General features: G+C 38.8%; 16 protein-coding genes. 15 read left to right on the plus strand and 1 reads right to left on the minus strand.

Annotated elements, in window-relative coordinates; all coding sequences use genetic code 11:
- Window positions 1-90 precede the first annotated feature (90 nt).
- The 9 genes from V2145_RS02585 to V2145_RS02625 all read left to right on the plus strand — a co-directional run bounded on the left by V2145_RS02585 (window position 91) and on the right by V2145_RS02625 (window position 9,877).
- Window positions 91-2,043: a methylmalonyl-CoA mutase family protein gene (locus tag V2145_RS02585; RefSeq protein ID WP_330987299.1), complete on the plus strand. Its 1,953-nt coding sequence runs from the start codon at window positions 91-93 to the stop codon at window positions 2,041-2,043.
- Window positions 2,036-4,192: a methylmalonyl-CoA mutase gene (scpA, locus tag V2145_RS02590; RefSeq protein ID WP_094910740.1), complete on the plus strand. Its 2,157-nt coding sequence runs from the start codon at window positions 2,036-2,038 to the stop codon at window positions 4,190-4,192. Before V2145_RS02585 ends, scpA begins: the two co-directional genes overlap by 8 nt.
- 4 nt (window positions 4,193-4,196) lie before the next feature.
- A complete protein-coding gene (meaB, locus tag V2145_RS02595) occupies window positions 4,197-5,198 on the plus strand; it encodes a methylmalonyl Co-A mutase-associated GTPase MeaB (protein ID WP_094910739.1) in 1,002 nt (333 codons plus the stop codon).
- A gap of 91 nt (window positions 5,199-5,289) precedes the next feature.
- Window positions 5,290-5,727: a BrxA/BrxB family bacilliredoxin gene (locus tag V2145_RS02600; protein ID WP_094910738.1), complete on the plus strand. Its 438-nt coding sequence runs from the start codon at window positions 5,290-5,292 to the stop codon at window positions 5,725-5,727.
- A 279-nt stretch (window positions 5,728-6,006) separates the two neighbouring features.
- Window positions 6,007-6,801, plus strand: coding sequence for a transporter substrate-binding domain-containing protein (locus V2145_RS02605; RefSeq protein WP_165932601.1), 795 nt, complete (start codon window positions 6,007-6,009; stop codon window positions 6,799-6,801).
- A gap of 32 nt (window positions 6,802-6,833) precedes the next feature.
- On the plus strand, window positions 6,834-7,493 hold the full coding sequence (locus V2145_RS02610; protein WP_025909773.1) for an amino acid ABC transporter permease: 660 nt from the start codon (window positions 6,834-6,836) through the stop codon (window positions 7,491-7,493).
- Window positions 7,486-8,208, plus strand: coding sequence for an amino acid ABC transporter ATP-binding protein (locus V2145_RS02615; RefSeq protein WP_094910736.1), 723 nt, complete (start codon window positions 7,486-7,488; stop codon window positions 8,206-8,208). The genes V2145_RS02610 and V2145_RS02615 overlap by 8 nt, the downstream gene beginning before the upstream one ends.
- A gap of 148 nt (window positions 8,209-8,356) precedes the next feature.
- Window positions 8,357-9,307 carry an aromatic acid exporter family protein gene (locus V2145_RS02620; RefSeq protein ID WP_094910735.1) on the plus strand — a complete coding sequence of 317 codons (951 nt, stop codon included), beginning with the start codon at window positions 8,357-8,359 and terminating at the stop codon, window positions 9,305-9,307.
- A gap of 63 nt (window positions 9,308-9,370) precedes the next feature.
- Window positions 9,371-9,877, plus strand: a complete 507-nt coding sequence (locus V2145_RS02625; protein ID WP_094910734.1) for a L,D-transpeptidase — start codon at window positions 9,371-9,373, stop codon at window positions 9,875-9,877.
- Window positions 9,878-9,905: 28 nt separating this feature from the next.
- Here V2145_RS02625 and prli42 read toward each other — a convergent pair whose 3' ends face one another.
- Window positions 9,906-10,001, minus strand: a complete 96-nt coding sequence (gene prli42 / locus V2145_RS02630) for a stressosome-associated protein Prli42 (protein WP_165932592.1) — start codon at window positions 9,999-10,001, stop codon at window positions 9,906-9,908.
- A gap of 157 nt (window positions 10,002-10,158) precedes the next feature.
- Between prli42 and mce the strand changes: the two genes are divergently transcribed.
- From mce to hydA, 6 genes are all read left to right on the plus strand, one after another.
- Complete coding sequence (gene mce / locus V2145_RS02635) at window positions 10,159-10,572, plus strand: methylmalonyl-CoA epimerase (RefSeq protein WP_094910733.1); 414 nt, start codon at window positions 10,159-10,161, stop codon at window positions 10,570-10,572.
- Window positions 10,573-10,575: 3 nt separating this feature from the next.
- Window positions 10,576-12,126 (plus strand): acyl-CoA carboxylase subunit beta, encoded by a 1,551-nt coding sequence (locus V2145_RS02640; protein ID WP_094910732.1) that lies wholly within the window; start codon window positions 10,576-10,578, stop codon window positions 12,124-12,126.
- Between the two features lie 25 nt (window positions 12,127-12,151).
- Window positions 12,152-13,273 (plus strand): tripeptidase T, encoded by a 1,122-nt coding sequence (locus V2145_RS02645; RefSeq protein ID WP_311856745.1) that lies wholly within the window; start codon window positions 12,152-12,154, stop codon window positions 13,271-13,273.
- Between the two features lie 241 nt (window positions 13,274-13,514).
- The gene (locus tag V2145_RS02650) at window positions 13,515-14,882 is read left to right on the plus strand and encodes an NAD(P)-dependent oxidoreductase (protein WP_311856747.1); all 1,368 of its coding nucleotides are present in this window, start codon (window positions 13,515-13,517) and stop codon (window positions 14,880-14,882) included.
- Between the two features lie 23 nt (window positions 14,883-14,905).
- Window positions 14,906-16,186, plus strand: coding sequence for an NAD-dependent dihydropyrimidine dehydrogenase subunit PreA (gene preA, locus V2145_RS02655; RefSeq protein ID WP_330987300.1), 1,281 nt, complete (start codon window positions 14,906-14,908; stop codon window positions 16,184-16,186).
- A 22-nt stretch (window positions 16,187-16,208) separates the two neighbouring features.
- Window positions 16,209-17,624: a dihydropyrimidinase gene (gene hydA / locus V2145_RS02660; protein WP_330987301.1), complete on the plus strand. Its 1,416-nt coding sequence runs from the start codon at window positions 16,209-16,211 to the stop codon at window positions 17,622-17,624.
- Window positions 17,625-17,700 lie beyond the last annotated feature (76 nt).

Genomic DNA, 17,700 nt, shown 5'->3' on the forward strand with positions numbered 1-17,700 from the left:
TATATATTTCGCTTATAGAATGTAATAAAATAAAAGAAAGTATGTTAGTAGCAAAAGGCTTTGGTATCAAAGTGCAAAGGGGAAATGACGATGAATAAACCATCTTTTCATGAATTTACCTATACTCCTCAACAAGAATGGATAGAAGAAGTAAAAAAAGCGCTAAAAGATGATCCTCATTTATATGAAAAAGGAACATTTGAGAACATATCTTTGAAAACGCTTTATCGGAAAAAGGATGTGCAGAATTTATTGCATTTAAAAGATGAAGACCTTTACTTATTTGTAAGAGGTATAGACTCACATTCCGCATCAAATAAATGGAATATTGCACAGCGAATAAATGTAGCCGTTCCAAAGAAAGCAAATCAAATGATAAAGGAAGCGTTAGATAACGGACAAACGTCATTGGCTATTGAGTTAAACCCTATCTCAACTAACGGACAGAATCCTTTAACAGTTCCTTTTACTGAATTGAAAGATGGCGTTTTGCTCTCTAACTATACAGATCTATGTGCGCTTTTTAAAGATATTCAGTTGCCTGAAGTACCTCTTTTTATTCCTTCTGGATATACAGTAATACCGTTGATTGAATCTATCAATACGTACTGTCAACAGGAAGGAATCACGTTATCTCAAATGGTTGGAGTGATTGGAATGGATCCGCTCGGTTCGTTAGCTGAACACGCTCAGTCACCAATTCCGATTACTGATTTGTATCATGACATGGCAAAAGCGATTTCGTTTGTACAAGAAAAGAAAAGCTTGCTAAAGACAGTACTTATTGATACAAAACCTTATCATATGAGCGGAGCAACAGCCGTTCAAGAGTTAGCATATGCACTTTCAACAGCCGTACAATACACGGATGAATGTTTAAAGCGCAATATTCCCTTACATCATGTATTACCTCATCTGGCATTTTCATTCTCAACAAGCTCACAGCTTTTTATGGAAGTTTCAAAACTGCGTGCATTTCGCTTTCTATGGCTTCAGGCCGTTCGAGCGTTTTCCAAGACTATAGACGTACCGCTTCCTTTCATCCATGTCAACACATCCATCCATACGCTTTCAGCACAAGATTTACATACGAATATTTTACGAGGAACCCTGCAAGCATTTGCTGGAATTATTGGAGGAGCAAATAGCCTACATGTTTATCCATATGATGCTATAACAAAGCAATCAACAGAGTTATCCAATCGACTCGCACGAAATACTCAGCTAATGCTTCAAGAAGAATCACAATTAGGAAGAGTCATAGATCCAGCAGGAGGTTCATGGTACATTGAATCCTACACGCATGAACTTGCAGAAAAAGCTTGGAAGCTATTTCAAAAAATTGAGTCCAAAGGCGGTATGGAAGCATGTCTAAAGTCAGGGTGGATTCAATGTGAGCTCCAACATATAAGTGAAAAGAAAAGAGAACAGCTACATAGTAGAAATGAAAGAATGGTAGGAGTGACGCATTATGTATCTTCAAGTGAAAGTATTTATGAAGAAGACAACGCTGCAAAAAAAGACTACCATGAATATCAATTGCAGTTAAGAAACGAATTAGCAGAGCCCTTCCTGTTAGTGGATGCATATGAGCAACAATCCTGTCCTGAATCAATTCTTCCTTTAAACCAGTGGAGAAAAAGCGAAGCGTTTGAGCAGGTGCGTAAAAAAAACAAAGGAATGACTATTGGTTGCATTGAACTATCACAAAGTAAATTGGTCAAGCAACAAAAAGAGTTTGCTTATGGTTTCTTCCAGTCTGGTGGATTTCAATGTGAAATTTTTTCGCCTTTATATCATGACTTGGATACCATTGAATGGTTGAAAAAACATCCTTGTCATGCATACGTAGTATGTGGTGAACCTGAACAAGTAAAAGATATGCTTGCTTTCCTTAACAAGTATAAGCAAGAAAAACTTTATGTATATGTTGTAGCGAAATCAGAGGTAGCCGGAGCGACAAAGGTTATTAATGAAAATGTAAGTGCAATTAACTGCTTTACCCAATTAGTACGCTGGATTGAGGTGAATCAACATGTATAAAAAACCACAATTTGAAAACATTGATTTTGGCTCTGATACACAAACAAAGGGAGTAAAGAGTAAGCAGCATACTGTAACATCTTTTCAAACAAATGAACAAATTCCTGTGAAATCTTTATATACAGAAAAAGATTATACAGGCATTGAATTTCTGGACTTTACACCAGGAAAGCCGCCTTACCTAAGAGGACCTTACGCGACGATGTATGTGAAAAAACCATGGACGATTCGTCAGTACGCAGGGTTTTCAACAGCAGAAGAAAGCAATGCTTTTTATCGTAGGAATTTAGCTGCAGGACAAAAAGGGCTGTCTGTTGCTTTTGATTTAGCAACACACCGAGGGTACGACTCTGATCATCCTCGTGTTGTGGGCGACGTAGGCAAAGCAGGGGTGGCAATCGATTCTATCTTAGACATGAAAAAGCTTTTTGACGGTATTCCGCTGGATAAAATGTCAGTTTCAATGACTATGAATGGTGCTGTACTACCAATCATGGCTTTTTATATCGTAACTGCTGAAGAACAAGGTGTGCAAAGGGAACAACTAGCCGGTACCATTCAAAATGATATTTTAAAAGAATACATGGTGCGGAATACGTATATTTATCCTCCAGATATGTCGATGAGAATTATTGCAGATATTTTCAAGTATACGTCTGAACATATGCCTAAATTTAATAGCATCAGTATTTCGGGTTATCACATGCAAGAAGCAGGAGCACCAGCTGACCTGGAGCTAGCCTACACGCTAGCAGATGGATTAGAATATGTCCGAACGGGGATAAAATCTGGTATTTCAGTAGACGCTTTTGCCCCGCGGCTATCATTCTTTTGGGCGATTGGAATGAATTACTTTATGGAAGTAGCAAAAATGAGAGCTGGTCGATTGCTATGGGCTAAGTTAATGAAGCAGTTTAACCCCAAAAATCCCAAATCACTAGCTTTGCGCACCCACTCACAAACGTCTGGTTGGAGTTTAACGGAGCAAGACCCATTCAATAACGTAGTACGTACATGCGTAGAAGCACTTGCAGCTATTTCAGGACACACACAATCATTGCATACGAATGCATTAGATGAGGCAATTGCGTTACCAACAGATTTTTCTGCAAGAATAGCACGTAATACACAGCTATATTTGCAAGATGAAACGTCTATTTGTTCTGTTATCGACCCACTGGGAGGAGCTTATTATATTGAATCGCTAACAAATGAGCTTGTTCATAAAGCATGGGCTCATTTAGAAGAAATTGAAGCACTTGGTGGCATGGCTAAGGCAATTGAAACTGGAATTCCAAAAATGAAAATTGAAGAAGCTGCTGCGAGAAGGCAAGCCAGAATCGATTCCAAAGCTGAAATTATTGTTGGAGTGAATGCATTCAAAGCGAACGAAGACGAGGAACTAGAGATTTTAGATATTGATAATCAAGCGGTGCTAACAGCGCAGGTAGAAAGGTTAAAAGAGCTGAAGAATCAGCGCGATGACAAGCAGGTGGAAAAAACCTTACGTGATTTAACACATGCTGCTGAAACAGGCCAAGGAAATTTACTAGAGCTAGCGGTTGAAGCTGCGAGAACAAGAGCAACGCTAGGAGAAATATCATTTGCTCTTGAAAAAATATCTGGTAGGCATCAAGCAGTTACACGCTCAATAAAAGGTGTTTATCAAGCAGAATTTGAAGGAGCAGAGCTTATTGATAAAGTTCGCCGGTTAACGGATGATTTCTTAGAAGAAGAAGGAAGAAGGCCAAGGATTCTAGTTGCTAAAATGGGTCAAGACGGTCACGATCGTGGAGCAAAAGTCATTTCTACAGCATTTGCCGATCTAGGTTTTGATGTTGATATTGGTCCGCTTTTTCAAACGCCTGAAGAAACTGCAGTGCAGGCAATTGAAAATGATGTTCATGTAGTAGGGTTTAGCTCGCTTGCTGCAGGACATAAAACGCTACTTCCACAGCTTGTTGAACAGCTGCACTTACATGGTAGAGAAGATATTTTAGTCATTGTAGGAGGCGTTATCCCTAAACAAGATTATCCATTCTTAGAAGCAAGCGGAGCAGCAGCTATCTTTGGTCCAGGTACGATCATTCCAAAAGCAGCTATCCATGTGTTAGAAAAGATTAAAGAAAAGCTAGCGGTAGATGAGTGATTATATGGCCAAATTAAAAACGGTGTCTCAGTATAAAGATGGAATTTTAAAAGAAAATCGAGCTGCTTTAGCACAAGCCATTACCTTAATTGAAAGCCAGGCTGCTAAGCATAAACACTTGGCTCAACAGTTAATGAAAGAAATTTATTCGCATACAGGAAAATCAATTCGAATTGGATTTACAGGTGTACCAGGAGCCGGAAAAAGTACGTTAATTAATGCATTTGGGACGTATCTATGTGATCATGGGTACCGAGTAGCAGTACTGGCGATTGATCCCAGCAGTACGGTGTCCGGTGGAAGTATCTTAGGTGATAAAACGCGCATGGAACAGCTCGCTAAGCATCCAAGAGCTTTTGTTCGACCGTCTCCTTCACAAGGAACATTAGGAGGAGTTCATCGTAAGACAAGAGAAGCTATCCTTTTATGTGAAGCAGCAGGTTATGACGTTATTTTTGTCGAAACAATGGGCGTGGGGCAAGGTGAAGGAATCGTTAAGCAAATGGTTGATGTTTTTATTCTTCTTGTGTTAACAGGGGCAGGAGACGAACTTCAAGGAATTAAAAAAGGAATTCTAGAATTAGCTGACTTAATTTGTGTCAATAAAGCGGATGGAGATAATCGACAAAAAGCAGTACTTACGAAAAAAGAGTATGAATCCGTTATTTCATTTCTATATGCTCATTCACCTAATTGGCAACCAAAAGTGTTAACAACCTCTATTTATGAAGCAGGTGACTTTATAAACTTGTGGAATCACATTGCTGATTATAAGGGTTGGATGATACAAAATGGCCAGTTTGAAAAAAAGCGGGGATTACAGCTATCTGCATGGTTGCAGTCAAGAATTTCTGATTATCTGTACGAATCTTTTTATGGTAAGCAAGAGCTGCGACAGGCTTTAAAAATCGTTGAGCAACATATGCAAAAAGGACACCTAACGATGGAAGAAGCATTTGAGAAAATAATTCACCAGTATGAACAAGTGAATCAACCGATAAAATAACAATAATTTTTTTACAAACATAAGCGAAAGAAATCGCGTTTTAAGTCATGGTTTGCTATGATAAAAGTAGCTAACTAAAGGAGGTAAAAAGATGAACATCGATTTTAATTTATTTATGAATGATGTTGTTCGCCAAGCGCGTCAAGAGATTGAAGCTGCAGGCTATACACAATTAACGACAGCTGAAGACGTAGAGGATGCGCTTCAAAAGTCAGGTACAACATTAGTAATGGTGAACTCAGTTTGTGGATGTGCAGGTGGAATTGCTAGACCAGCAGCTGCTCATTCCGTTCATTACGATAAGCGCCCAACGAATCTCGTTACTGTATTCGCTGGTCAAGATAAAGAAGCAACGGCTCGCGCTAGAGAATATTTTGAAGGTTATCCACCATCTTCCCCATCTTTTGCGTTATTAAAAGATGGTAAAATTATGACAATGGTAGAGCGTCATGAAATTGAAGGACATGAGCCAATGTCTGTTGTAACAAAACTTCAAGAAGCGTTTGAAAAATATTGTGAAGAAGTATAAATGAAAAAGCCGCGTAAGCGGCTTTTTTTGTTTGGTGAAAATGTTTATAATATTAATTTTTTATACATAATTCACATAGTTATGGAAAATGGTGGATAAGTATTTTCATATAGCTAAATCTATATTTAAAAAAAGTATTGCATAAATATAAATACGTGTTAAAATACAGTTACATGAATATATATTTATTTTTTGTAATGACTTGTAATAAGGAAAAACTTATTTCATAATATTATTAATTTTAAAAATATTAGAATTTGGAGGGTATGTGATATGAAAATGAAGAAATGGCTATCAGTAACAGTTATAGGGTTGTTAACAGCCGGAGCATTAGCTGCTTGTGGTGCTGGTGAAGGTGCTTCAAATGGAAGCGGAGGCAGTGATGATGCAAAAGTATTAAAAATGGGAACTTCAGCTGATTATCCACCGTTTGAGTATATTGATACAGCAAAAGGCGACAATGAGCCGATTGGTTTTGATATCGACTTAGCAAAAGCAATTGGTAAAGAACTAGGTTATGAAGTGCAAGTTGTCGACATGGAGTTCGGTAGCTTAATACCATCTTTACAGTCTAAAAAAGTGGACTTTGTTTTAGCAGGAATGACGCCAACGGAAGAGCGTAAAAAGAACGTGGATTTTTCAGATGTATACTATGAGGCGAAAAATGTACTTGTATCTAAAAAGGACGAGCCAATTAATAGCATTGAAGAGTTGAACGGAAAAAAAGTAGGTGTTCAAACAGCATCTATTCAAGAAGATGAAGCAAAAACACTATCAGAAGAAGTAGACATTAAAATTGAAAGTCGCGATCGTATTCCACAATTGATTCAAGAAATGAAGTCAAATCGTATTGATGTAGCAATCATTGAGGATACAGTAGCAAAAGGCTATGTTGCAAAAGATGATACGTTACAACTTGTAGAAACAGGCCGAGAAGACTCTAATAAAGGATCTGCAATTGCGTTTTCAAAAGATAGCAAACTGACAGACGAATTTAACAAAGAGTTAAAAGAAATGAAAGACAATGGAGAGCTAGAAGAGCTAATTGTTAAATGGTTTGATAGCAAAGAATAAGAGACAATGAACGGAGAGGAAGGAAAACAGGCATGAATTTGGACTTTTCACAAATCGTGCCTTCAATCCCTTATATTTTAAAAGGGATAGGAGTGACGATTCAAATAGTTTTAGCTTCAGCCATTGTGGGTTTTGTACTAGGAACAATCTTATCCCTATTTAAGATTAGTCGTTCAAAACCGCTCATTTGGTTAGCTGACCTTTATACATCAATCTTTCGTGGTACGCCGCTCGTACTGCAGTTATTGCTTATTTATTTTGGGTTACCACAGATTTTAGGTTTTGATATTGCGCCGTTTCCTGCTGCAGTTGCTGCATTTGGATTAAACTCAGCTGCGTATATTTCAGAAATTATTCGTGCTGGTATTTTAGCAGTCGATAAAGGGCAACGTGAAGCTGCTCTTGCTCTAGGAATTCCATATCGTAAAATGATGGGCCAGGTTATTATGCCACAAGCCTTAAAAAATATTTTACCAGCTTTAATGAATGAGTTTATTACGCTCACGAAAGAATCAGCACTTGTAACGGTTATCGGTGCTCTTGATATTATGAGACGTGCATATATCGTTGGAGGAGAAAAGTTTGCATATTTTGAACCTCTATTATTTGCAGGATTAATTTATTACATCATGGTAATGGGCTTAACGCTCCTTGGTAAAGTGATCGAGAGGAGAATGAGAAAAGGTGATTAAAATTGAAAACTTACACAAGTCCTTTGGCCACAATGAAGTTCTAAAAGGCATTTCTACAATTATTAAAGAAAAAGAAGTAGTCGCTGTCATTGGCCCATCAGGTTCAGGGAAGTCAACGTTTTTACGTTGTATGAATTTACTTGAGCAGCCAACTAGTGGAGCTATTACAATAGCTGATCAAGAAATTACCAATGCGAAAACAAACATTATGAACGTACGACAAAATGTCGGAATGGTGTTTCAGCATTTTCATCTGTTTCCTCATATGACGGTGCTTGAAAACTTAACGTATGCGCCTATTACAGTTAAAGGCATTTCAAAAGAAGAAGCGAAAAATAAAGGAATGCAACTGCTAACCAAAGTCGGACTAGCTGAAAAAGCAAACGAGTATCCAAATCGACTTTCAGGAGGTCAAAAGCAGCGTGTTGCTATTGCTCGTGCTCTTGCGATGGAGCCAGAAATAATGCTTTTTGATGAACCAACATCTGCTTTAGATCCAGAGATGGTAAAGGAAGTATTAGATGTAATGAAATCATTAACTGAAACGGGTATGACAATGGTTATTGTTACGCACGAAATGGGATTTGCGCGCGAAGTAGCAGATCGTGTTTTATTTTTAGATGGTGGTCGCCTAGTGGAAGACTCACCTCCCACTGAGTTTTTTACTGCACCTAAAAGTAAGCGTGCGAAAGATTTTCTTGAAAAAATCTTATAATAATCAGAAAGCGTAGAACGAAAGTTGTTCTACGCTTTTTTTAATTTATAAAAAGCTCCAAGCATTGCGTAATTGAATGAAACATGTTAATAAATAATAGTATTATGAATAACTTATAAAAAAGGAACTGCTTAGGAGTTTTGACGACATGAAATATAAAATTGGTTATCGAACCTTTAAAACAGCCGTAGGTACTGCACTAGCAATTAGCATTGCACAGCTCATTGGCCTTGAGTTTTTCCCATCAGCGGGGATTATTACAATCTTATGTATACAAAATTCACAGAAAAAATCGTTGCAAAGTGCGTTTGATCGCTTTGTAGCTTGTTCGATTTCAATTTTATTTTCATTTATTTTCTTTGAAGGAATTGCTTACCACCCAGCGGTTATTGGGCTAATGCTGCTATTTTTCATTCCGTTAACCGTTATTTTAAAGGTGAACGGAGGAATTGTAACAAGTTCGGTTATCTTATTGCACATTTATTCTCTTGAAAATATGACGTGGCAAATTGTTTTAAACGAATTGGGGCTAATTGTGGTTGGGATTGGCGTAGCGCTTCTTGTTAACTTATACATGCCAAGTTTAGACAAAGAGCTTCGTCAGTATCAGCAGGACATTGAAGAGAATTTTCATATTATGCTTAAAGAAATGGCGATTTATTTAAGAACAAACGAAAGTACTTGGTCCGGTAAAGAAATTGCTGATACAGCAGTGCTTTTAGAAAAAGCTAAAAGCTTAGCCTTTCGAGATGTTGAAAACCATTTTGTACGTTCAGAAAATTATTATTATCGATATTTTAAAATTCGTGAAAAACAATTAGAAATTCTAGAACGTACTCTTCCTCTTCTCACATCAATCGATCTTGTGGTTGAACAAAGATATATGATTGCTGATTTTATTGAAGAATTAAGTTTTTCTATTCACCCTGGTAATACAGCCAAGCTTTTTTTATTAAAGCTAGAGCAACTCAAAGAATCTTTTCAAAGCATGGATCTACCTAAGTCTCGTGAAGAATTTGAAGCGCGAGCGGATCTGTTACATTTTGTAAAGGAAATAGAGCAATATTTAATTATTAAACAAAGCTTAAAAATTACGTAAACAATATGCATGTTGTAGCAACCCCTTACGAACAATAAGAAAAAGCGTAAGGGGTTGAATTGTATGCACGTCGTATTTCTTATTTTAGTACTTGTATCACCAATTTGGCCGCTGGGAGAAAATCCTTTACCAGCTGACCCTTTTATTATTGTAAACAAACAGACAAATGAATTAGCATATATTGAACATGGTAAGATAGAGAGTGTTATTAAAGTGGGTTCAGGAAGAACAAAAGATTTAACACCAGAAGGGGAATTCACAATCACAGTCAAAGCAGCAAATCCTTATTATCGCAAAGATAAGATAGAAGGTGGGGACCCTACTAATCCACTTGGATTGAGGTGGATTGGATTTGATGCAAAAGACACGGATGGACGAATTTATGGCATTCACGGTACAAACCAGCCAAACTCTATCGGTAAGTATGTTTCGAATGGGTGCATTAGGCTTCGAAATGAGCGAGTTGTGGAGTTATATGAAAAGGTTCCTCTTGGAACAAAAGTATGGATTGTGACCAGTGGAAAACCCTTTGAAGACCTAGCGAAAGAAAAAGGAATAGAGGTGCAATAAAAGGTAGGTGAGAAATCACCTACCTTTTTTATAGCCACATTGTAATGCCAGCAAGAACAGTTGTGATTACCATTGTTCCTAGCATTAAATAGACCACAATTTTTTGCCATTTTTTATTCGACATAAAAGAGTAGCTCCTCTCACAACCTTTTTTTCTATTTTACATGTAGCAACGAAATGGGACAAGCAACTTCTTTATTCGCTTTTGTTTTAAGAAGGAGAATGACGATTCATTCAAGAATATGTCTAAATGAAAACGCTTTTTTGTGGGGGTGGGAAATATGAACAAAATTGATCATATTGGCATTGCTGTTCACTCGATTGATAAAATTAAACCATTTTATGAGAGGCAGCTTGGCTTAGTATGCTTAGGGACAGAAAAAGTAGAAAATCAAGGTGTAAAGGTAGCTTTTTTTCAATGCGGTGATTCGAAAATTGAGCTTCTTGAACCTTTAAATGATAGCAGTCCAGTTGCTAAATTTATTCAAAAGCGTGGAGAAGGTATACATCACATTGCTTTTGGCGTTAAGAGCATTGAAGAACGGATTCAAGAACTGAAAGAACGTGGAATTAAAATGATTGATGATGAGCCAAGATTAGGAGCTGGTGGTGCGGCCATTGCTTTTTTACATCCGTCTTCCACGGCAGGGGTTTTGTATGAGCTTTGTGAAAAGAAACCAACAAAGGAGGAATAGCAGATGGTTGATATTTATGAAAAGCTAAATGAGCTATACGATAAGCGCCGCAAAATTGAACAAGGGGGGGGAGATGAAAAAATTGAAAAACAGCATTTTAAAGGAAAGCTAACGGCTAGAGAGCGAATTGATTTATTGGTTGACAACGGAACGTTTGTTGAAGTTCAGCCTTTTATAGAACACCGCTGTCTGGACTTTAATATGAACACACAGACGGGTCCTGGAGACGGTGTTGTCACGGGGTACGGTAAAGTAAATGGTCGAGGTATCTATTTGTTTTCTCAGGATTTTACGGTATTTGGCGGTGCGCTTGGAGAAATGCATGCAAAAAAAATCGCCAATGTAATGGACCTAGCAGCGAAAACTGGTGTGCCTTTTATCGGATTAAATGACTCCGGTGGAGCGAGAATCCAAGAAGGCGTGATGTCGTTAGACGGATACGGTCAAATCTTTTATCGAAACGCTATTTATTCTGGAGTCATTCCTCAAATTTCAGTGATTATGGGACCATGTGCAGGTGGGGCAGTATACTCACCAGCCATCACTGACTTTGTATTTATGGTGGAAAAGACGAGCCAAATGTTTATTACAGGACCGAAAGTAATTGAAACAGTAACGGGTGAAACCATCACAGCAGAGAACTTAGGTGGAGCTGCTGTTCATAATGAAATTAGTGGAAATGCTCATTTTAGTGCAGGTTCAGAAGAAGAAGTGCTTGAGCAAGTTCGCCTCTTACTAAGTTATTTACCTTTATCTAATACTGAAAAGCCACCGAGTGTCCCTTATGATGATCAAAGCAATGACCGCCCGGAATTACTGGATGTTGTTCCTTTTGATGCTGTTAGACCATATGATGTTCGCCATGTTATTCAACATGTCGTAGACGAAGGCACATTCCTAGAAGTGCAAAAAGATTTTGCTAAAAATATTGTGGTTGGCTTAGCTCGCTTGAATGGAAGCGTGGTGGGGCTTGTTTGTAATCAACCAAAATTTATGGCCGGCAGCTTAGATATTAACTCCTCAGATAAAGCCGCACGTTTTATAAGGTTTTGTGACTCTTTTCATATTCCACTTATTACGTTTGAAGATGTAACAGGATTCTTTCCAGGTATTAAGCAAGAACATGGCGGTATCATTCGTCACGGTGCTAAAATTTTATATGCCTATTCTGAGGCAACTGTTCCGAAAATTACGGTGATTTTGCGAAAAGCTTACGGTGGAGCTTATGTTGCGCTAAATAGTAAATCGATTGGTGCAGATATGGTATATGCTTGGCCAAATGCTGAAATTGCCGTTATGGGTCCTCAAGGAGCTGCCAATATTATCTTTGCGCATGAAATTCATAATAGTGATGCTCCTGAAGAGGTTCGAGCTGAAAAAATTGAGCAGTATCGCGATAAATTTGCTAATCCGTACGTTGCAGCAAGAGCGGGTATGGTAGATGATGTAATTGATCCAAGAGATACGAGAATAAAACTAATACAAGCACTTGAAATGTTGCACAATAAAAAGGAAGAGCGTCCACAGCGAAAACATGGTAACATACCATTGTAGGTTAATTTTGGAGGGATTACATATTATGGTTAATGAGCAACGTTTAGTTGATCTATTTTTAGAACTTATACAAGTTGATTCAGAAACAAAGTATGAAGCCGAGATTGCAAAAGTATTAACGAAAAAATTCACGGCGTTAGGAGTAAGAGTTGTTGAAGATGATACAACAGCTGAAACTGGACATGGTGCAGGTAATTTAATTTGTACCCTTCCTGGAACAAAAGAAGGAGTAGATACCATCTATTTTACTTCTCATATGGATACAGTTGTTCCTGGAAAAGGCATTAAGCCATCCATTGAAGACGGTTATATTAAAAGCGATGGAACAACGATTCTAGGAGCTGATGATAAAGCTGGGTTGGCAGCAATGTTAGAAGCTATTCAAGTGTTAAAAGAGCAAAATGTTGAGCACGGTACCATTGAGTTTATCATTACGGTTGGAGAAGAATCCGGATTAGTGGGTGCAAAAGCATTAGATCCAAAACTTGTAACGGCTAAATTTGGCTATGCGCTTGATAGCGATGGAAAAGTGGGCGATATTATTGTTGCTGCTCCAACTCAAGCAAAAGTTAAAGCAGATATTTACGGAAAAACAGCTCACGCTGGTGTAGCGCCTGAGCGCGGGGTTTCAGCGATCACCATTGCTTCAAAAGCGATTTCACGTATGCCGTTAGGGCGCATCGATGAAGAAACAACGGCAAACATTGGTCGTTTTGAAGGTGGAACACAAACGAATATTGTGTGCGACTACGTATCGATTTTAGCAGAAGCTCGTTCACTGGTTCCTGAAAAAATGGAAGCGCAAGTTGCCAAAATGAAGGAAGCTTTTGAATCTGCAGCAAGTGACATGGGAGGAAGAGCTGAAGTAGATATTAAAGTAATGTATCCTGGATTTAAATTCAGCGATGGAGACCATGTTGTTGAAGTAGCTAAAAAAGCCGTTGCCAATATCGATCGCTCTTCACGTCTGTTACAAAGCGGCGGTGGCAGCGATGCAAACGTCATTGCAGGTTTTGATGTGCCGACTGTAAACTTAGCGGTGGGTTATGAAGACATTCATACAACGAGCGAAAAGATTCCAGTTGAAGAACTTGTAAAAACATCAGAGCTGGTTGTATCGATTATCAAAGAAGTAGCAAATGGATAATAATCTTATTGTAAAAAGCTTGAGCCTTGCAGCTCAAGCTTTTTACATATCGGCTAATTTAAAGTTTGAATTTTTTGACACTTTGTATAATGTAAACAGCAGGTTTCTTCAGTAAAATGGATTATAAGCTTAAAACCTTAACGAAAAGGAGTGAAATCAGTCGAGGGGAAAGTCAATAAAAAAATATGTAAGCGCTTTCAAAAATGTTTTATATAAAGCAATTTAGAAGGGGGATGGATTTATGAAGTCTTCAGTTCAGCCGATGCTTCAAACAATTGTACAGAACTTTAGTGAAGTTGAAAAAGGCTTGTCAAATCAAGAAGCTATTGAAGAAGCTAATCGATGTTTATACTGTTACGATGCTCTTTGCATTCAAGCTTGTCCAACGGGCATTGATATACCAACGTTTATTAAAAAAATTGCGTCTGGAAACTTAAAGGGGTCTGCTCAAACGATTATGACATCCAATCCTGTTGGAGCGAGCTGTGCGAGGGTTTGTCCAACAGAAGAGCTTTGTGAAGGAGCATGTGTATTAAATCATTCGACTAAGTCTATTATGATTGGCGATCTTCAGCGGTATGCTACTGATTGGGCTATTCAAAATGAACAGGTGTTATTTACAAAAGGAAAGCCAAATGGAAAGCGAGTTGCCATTGTAGGTGGAGGACCAGCTGGGCTTTCAGCTGCCAGGGAGCTAGCTCGCTTTGGATATGCCGTAACAATTTTTGAAGCAGAAAAAGAAGCAGGTGGGTTAAATACTTATGGAATTGTATCATTTCGACTTCCTCAAGCTATTTCCTTTTGGGAGGTACAACAAGTAAAAGCTCTAGACGTTGAAGTTAAGACAAACGTGCGCGTTGGTGAAGACGTGATGCCGAGTGAACTTTTAAAGAACTATGATGCAGTCGTTCTTGCTATTGGAATGAGTAAGGTTCCAAATTTAGGTATTGAGGGAGAACAGCTAAACGGGGTTTATGATGCAATTGAATTTGTGAAGAAAACCAAATCGGAAGCTTTGACTACAGAGTTTGTAGGAAAAAAAGTAGCGGTTGTTGGTGCAGGAAATACAGCGATTGATGGAGCAACATGTTCCGTACGATTAGGGGCAGAAAACGTGCAGATTCTATACCGTAGAACAAGTGCTGAAATGACAGCTTATGATTTTGAATATGAATTTGCCAAGCAAGACGGTGTAGAGTTTCGCTGGTTAACAGCACCTGTGAGAATTGTTGGAAATGACAAAAACGAAGTGACAGGTATTGAATGTATTAAAATGGAACTAAAAGAATCGGAAGGCCATGGACGAAAAAAGCCTGTACCAATAGAAGGGTCGGAGTTCTTAATTGAAGTCGATGCTGTTATTAAAGCCATTGGACAAGAACGTTACTTATCTTTAATTAATCAATTTGAATTAAAGCAAGATGGTGGCGTGGTAATTATTAATCAAGATACGTTTCAAACCTCCAATCCTAAAGTTTTTGCCTGTGGTGACGTTGTATTTGGAAAAGGACAAGGTGAAGCCATGGTTGTAACTGCTGCACAGCAAGGGAAGAAAACGGCATATGGCATTCATGCTCAGTTAAAGAAAGAAGCAATTGAAACAGCTTAAACAAACGAGAGGGGGAAACAAGTATGGCAGATCTACGGATAAATTTAGCAGGTATTAAATCACCAAATCCATTTTGGCTAGCATCAGCGCCGCCTACAAACTCAGGGTATCAAGTACAGCGTGCCTTTGAAGCAGGGTGGGGTGGAGCAGTTTGGAAAACGCTTGGAGATCCAATTTTAAATGTATCATCACGGTTTGCAGCAGTGAGTTTCAATGGCCAGCGCGTAGCGGGTTTTAATAATATTGAGCTTATTACAGACCGTCCGCTTGAGGTCAATTTAAAAGAGATTTATGAGACTAAAAAGAAATTTCCTGACCATGCTATCATCGCTTCTTTAATGGTTGAACCGAAACAGGAGAAATGGCATGAAATTGTAAAGCGTGTAGAAGATGTGGGTGTTGACGGCTTAGAGCTAAATTTTGGCTGTCCTCACGGTATGGCCGAGCGAGGAATGGGAGCAGCTTCAGGGCAGGTGCCAGAACTTGTTGAAAAGCAAACGTACTGGGCTAAAGAAGTAGCGAAAACGCCTGTTATTGTTAAGTTGACTCCAAATATTACGGATATCACGGTTACAGCAGAAGCAGCTGTAAGAGGTGGAGCGGACGCAGTGAGCATGATCAACACTATTAATAGCTTAGCCGGAGTGGATATTAATTCATGGAACACAATTCCTCACGTGGCTGGTAAAGGTGCACATGGAGGCTACTGTGGTCCAGCTGTGAAGCCTATCGCATTAAATATGGTGGCTGAATGTGCAAGAAGTCCTCATATTAACGTACCGATTTCAGGTATGGGAGGCGTATCGAATTGGCAGGAAGCAGTGGAGTTTATGCTTATGGGGGCGACTGGGGTTCAAGTGTGCACAGCCGCTATGCATCATGGCTTTAGAATTGTAGAGGACATGCTTGATGGGCTAAATAACTACCTTGATGAGCGAGGAATTGCAAAAGTGAGCGATCTTGTTGGGAAAGCTGTTCCGAAATACTCTGATTGGGGAAATCTTGATTTAAACTATAAAGTTGTGGCTCGAATAGATCCCAATACATGTATTAACTGTAACAAGTGCCATATTTCATGTGAAGACACGTCTCATCAATGTATTGATATGTTAAAAGACCCTTCAGGAAAACCATATTTGCAAGTAAGAGAAGAAGATTGTGTGGGCTGTAATCTCTGCTCGATTGTCTGTCCTGTTGATGGCGCAATTTCCATGGTGGAGGTAGCAAGTGAGCAGCCACCTATGACATGGAATGAAAGACAAGCGGCACTTGCGATGACATCTGCACAAAAATTAGACGTATAACAAACAATAGGGGGATTAAGCCATGAGAAAATTAGTGAAAGATGGAGTGATTGTTACAGCAGCAGATATGTACAGGGGAGATATTTTAATTGAGGATGGGAAAATCACAGCAATTGGAACAGGGTTAGATGAATCTAACTGTGAGGTTGTTGATGCCAACGGAGCCTACATTTTTCCTGGAGGGATTGATCCACATACTCATTTAGACATGCCGTTTGGAGGGACTGTCACCAAAGATGATTTTGAAACAGGGACCATCGCAGCAGCGTTCGGAGGGACTACAACAATCATTGATTTTTGCTTAACAGATAAAGGGAAACCATTGCAAAATGCCATTAATACTTGGCATGCAAAATCAGAAGGAAAAGCAGCTATTGACTATAGCTTTCATCTAATGATTGGAGAGATGAATGATGCCGTATTAGAACAGCTTCCTACTATTATTGAAGATGAAGGAATTACGTCGTTCAAAGTATTTATGGCATATAAAGACGTCTTTCAAGCGGACGATGCGACCCTTTACCAAACGCTCATTCAGGCAAAAGAGCTTGGTGCGTTAGTTATGGTACATGCTGAAAACGGAGACGTAATTGACTATTTGACAAAGAAAGCATTAGAAGCAGGAAATACAGATCCAATTTACCATGCGCGCACTAGGCCCCCAGAGATTGAAGGTGAAGCAACAGGTAGAGCAGCATGTTTTACAGGTCTTGCAGATTCGCAACTATATGTAGTGCATGTATCTTGTGCTGAAGCGGTGAATCAAATTGCTCAGGCTCGGAACCGAGGTGTAAATATTTGGGGTGAAACATGCCCACAATATTTAGTTTTAGATGAATCGGCCTTAGAGAAGCCAAATTTTGAAGGAGCCAAATACGTTTGGTCACCACCTCTTCGCGAAAAGTGGAATCAAGAAGTGTTGTGGAATGCATTAAAAAATGGAGATCTACAAACGATTGGATCTGATCAATGTTCATTTGATTTTAATGGACAAAAAGATTTAGGTAAGAACGATTTCACAAAAATTCCAAATGGCGGTCCTATTATTGAAGATCGTATGAGCATCTTATTCTCAGAAGGCGTGCAGAAAGGGAGAATAACGCTCAATCAGTTTGTGGATGTCACCTCTACTCGTACGGCGAAGTTATTTGGCCTATATCCGAAAAAAGGAACAATTGCTGTAGGAAGTGACGCTGATTTGTTAATTTTTGATCCAACAGTTAAACGCAAAATCTCGGCTGAAACCCATCATATGGCTGTTGACTATAGCGCATTTGAAGGAATGGAAGTTACGGGTGAGCCGGTTTCAGTATTGTGTAGAGGAGAGTTTGTGATTAAAGAAAAGCAATTTGTTGGTAAAAGTGGTTATGGTGAGTACATTAAGCGGTCAAAATTTAATGAGCGTAATGAAGCTCAGCAAGCTCCGGTGAAATTGTAACTATACTACTGTGCTGTGCTATGGCATAGCGCAACCCCTAGAGAAAGAGAGAGAAAACAGCCTTCATGATGAATGT

It is taken from the genome of Priestia sp. GS2 (genome assembly GCF_036409025.1).
GTDB classification, from domain to species: Bacteria; Bacillota; Bacilli; order Bacillales; family Bacillaceae_H; genus Priestia; species Priestia aryabhattai_A.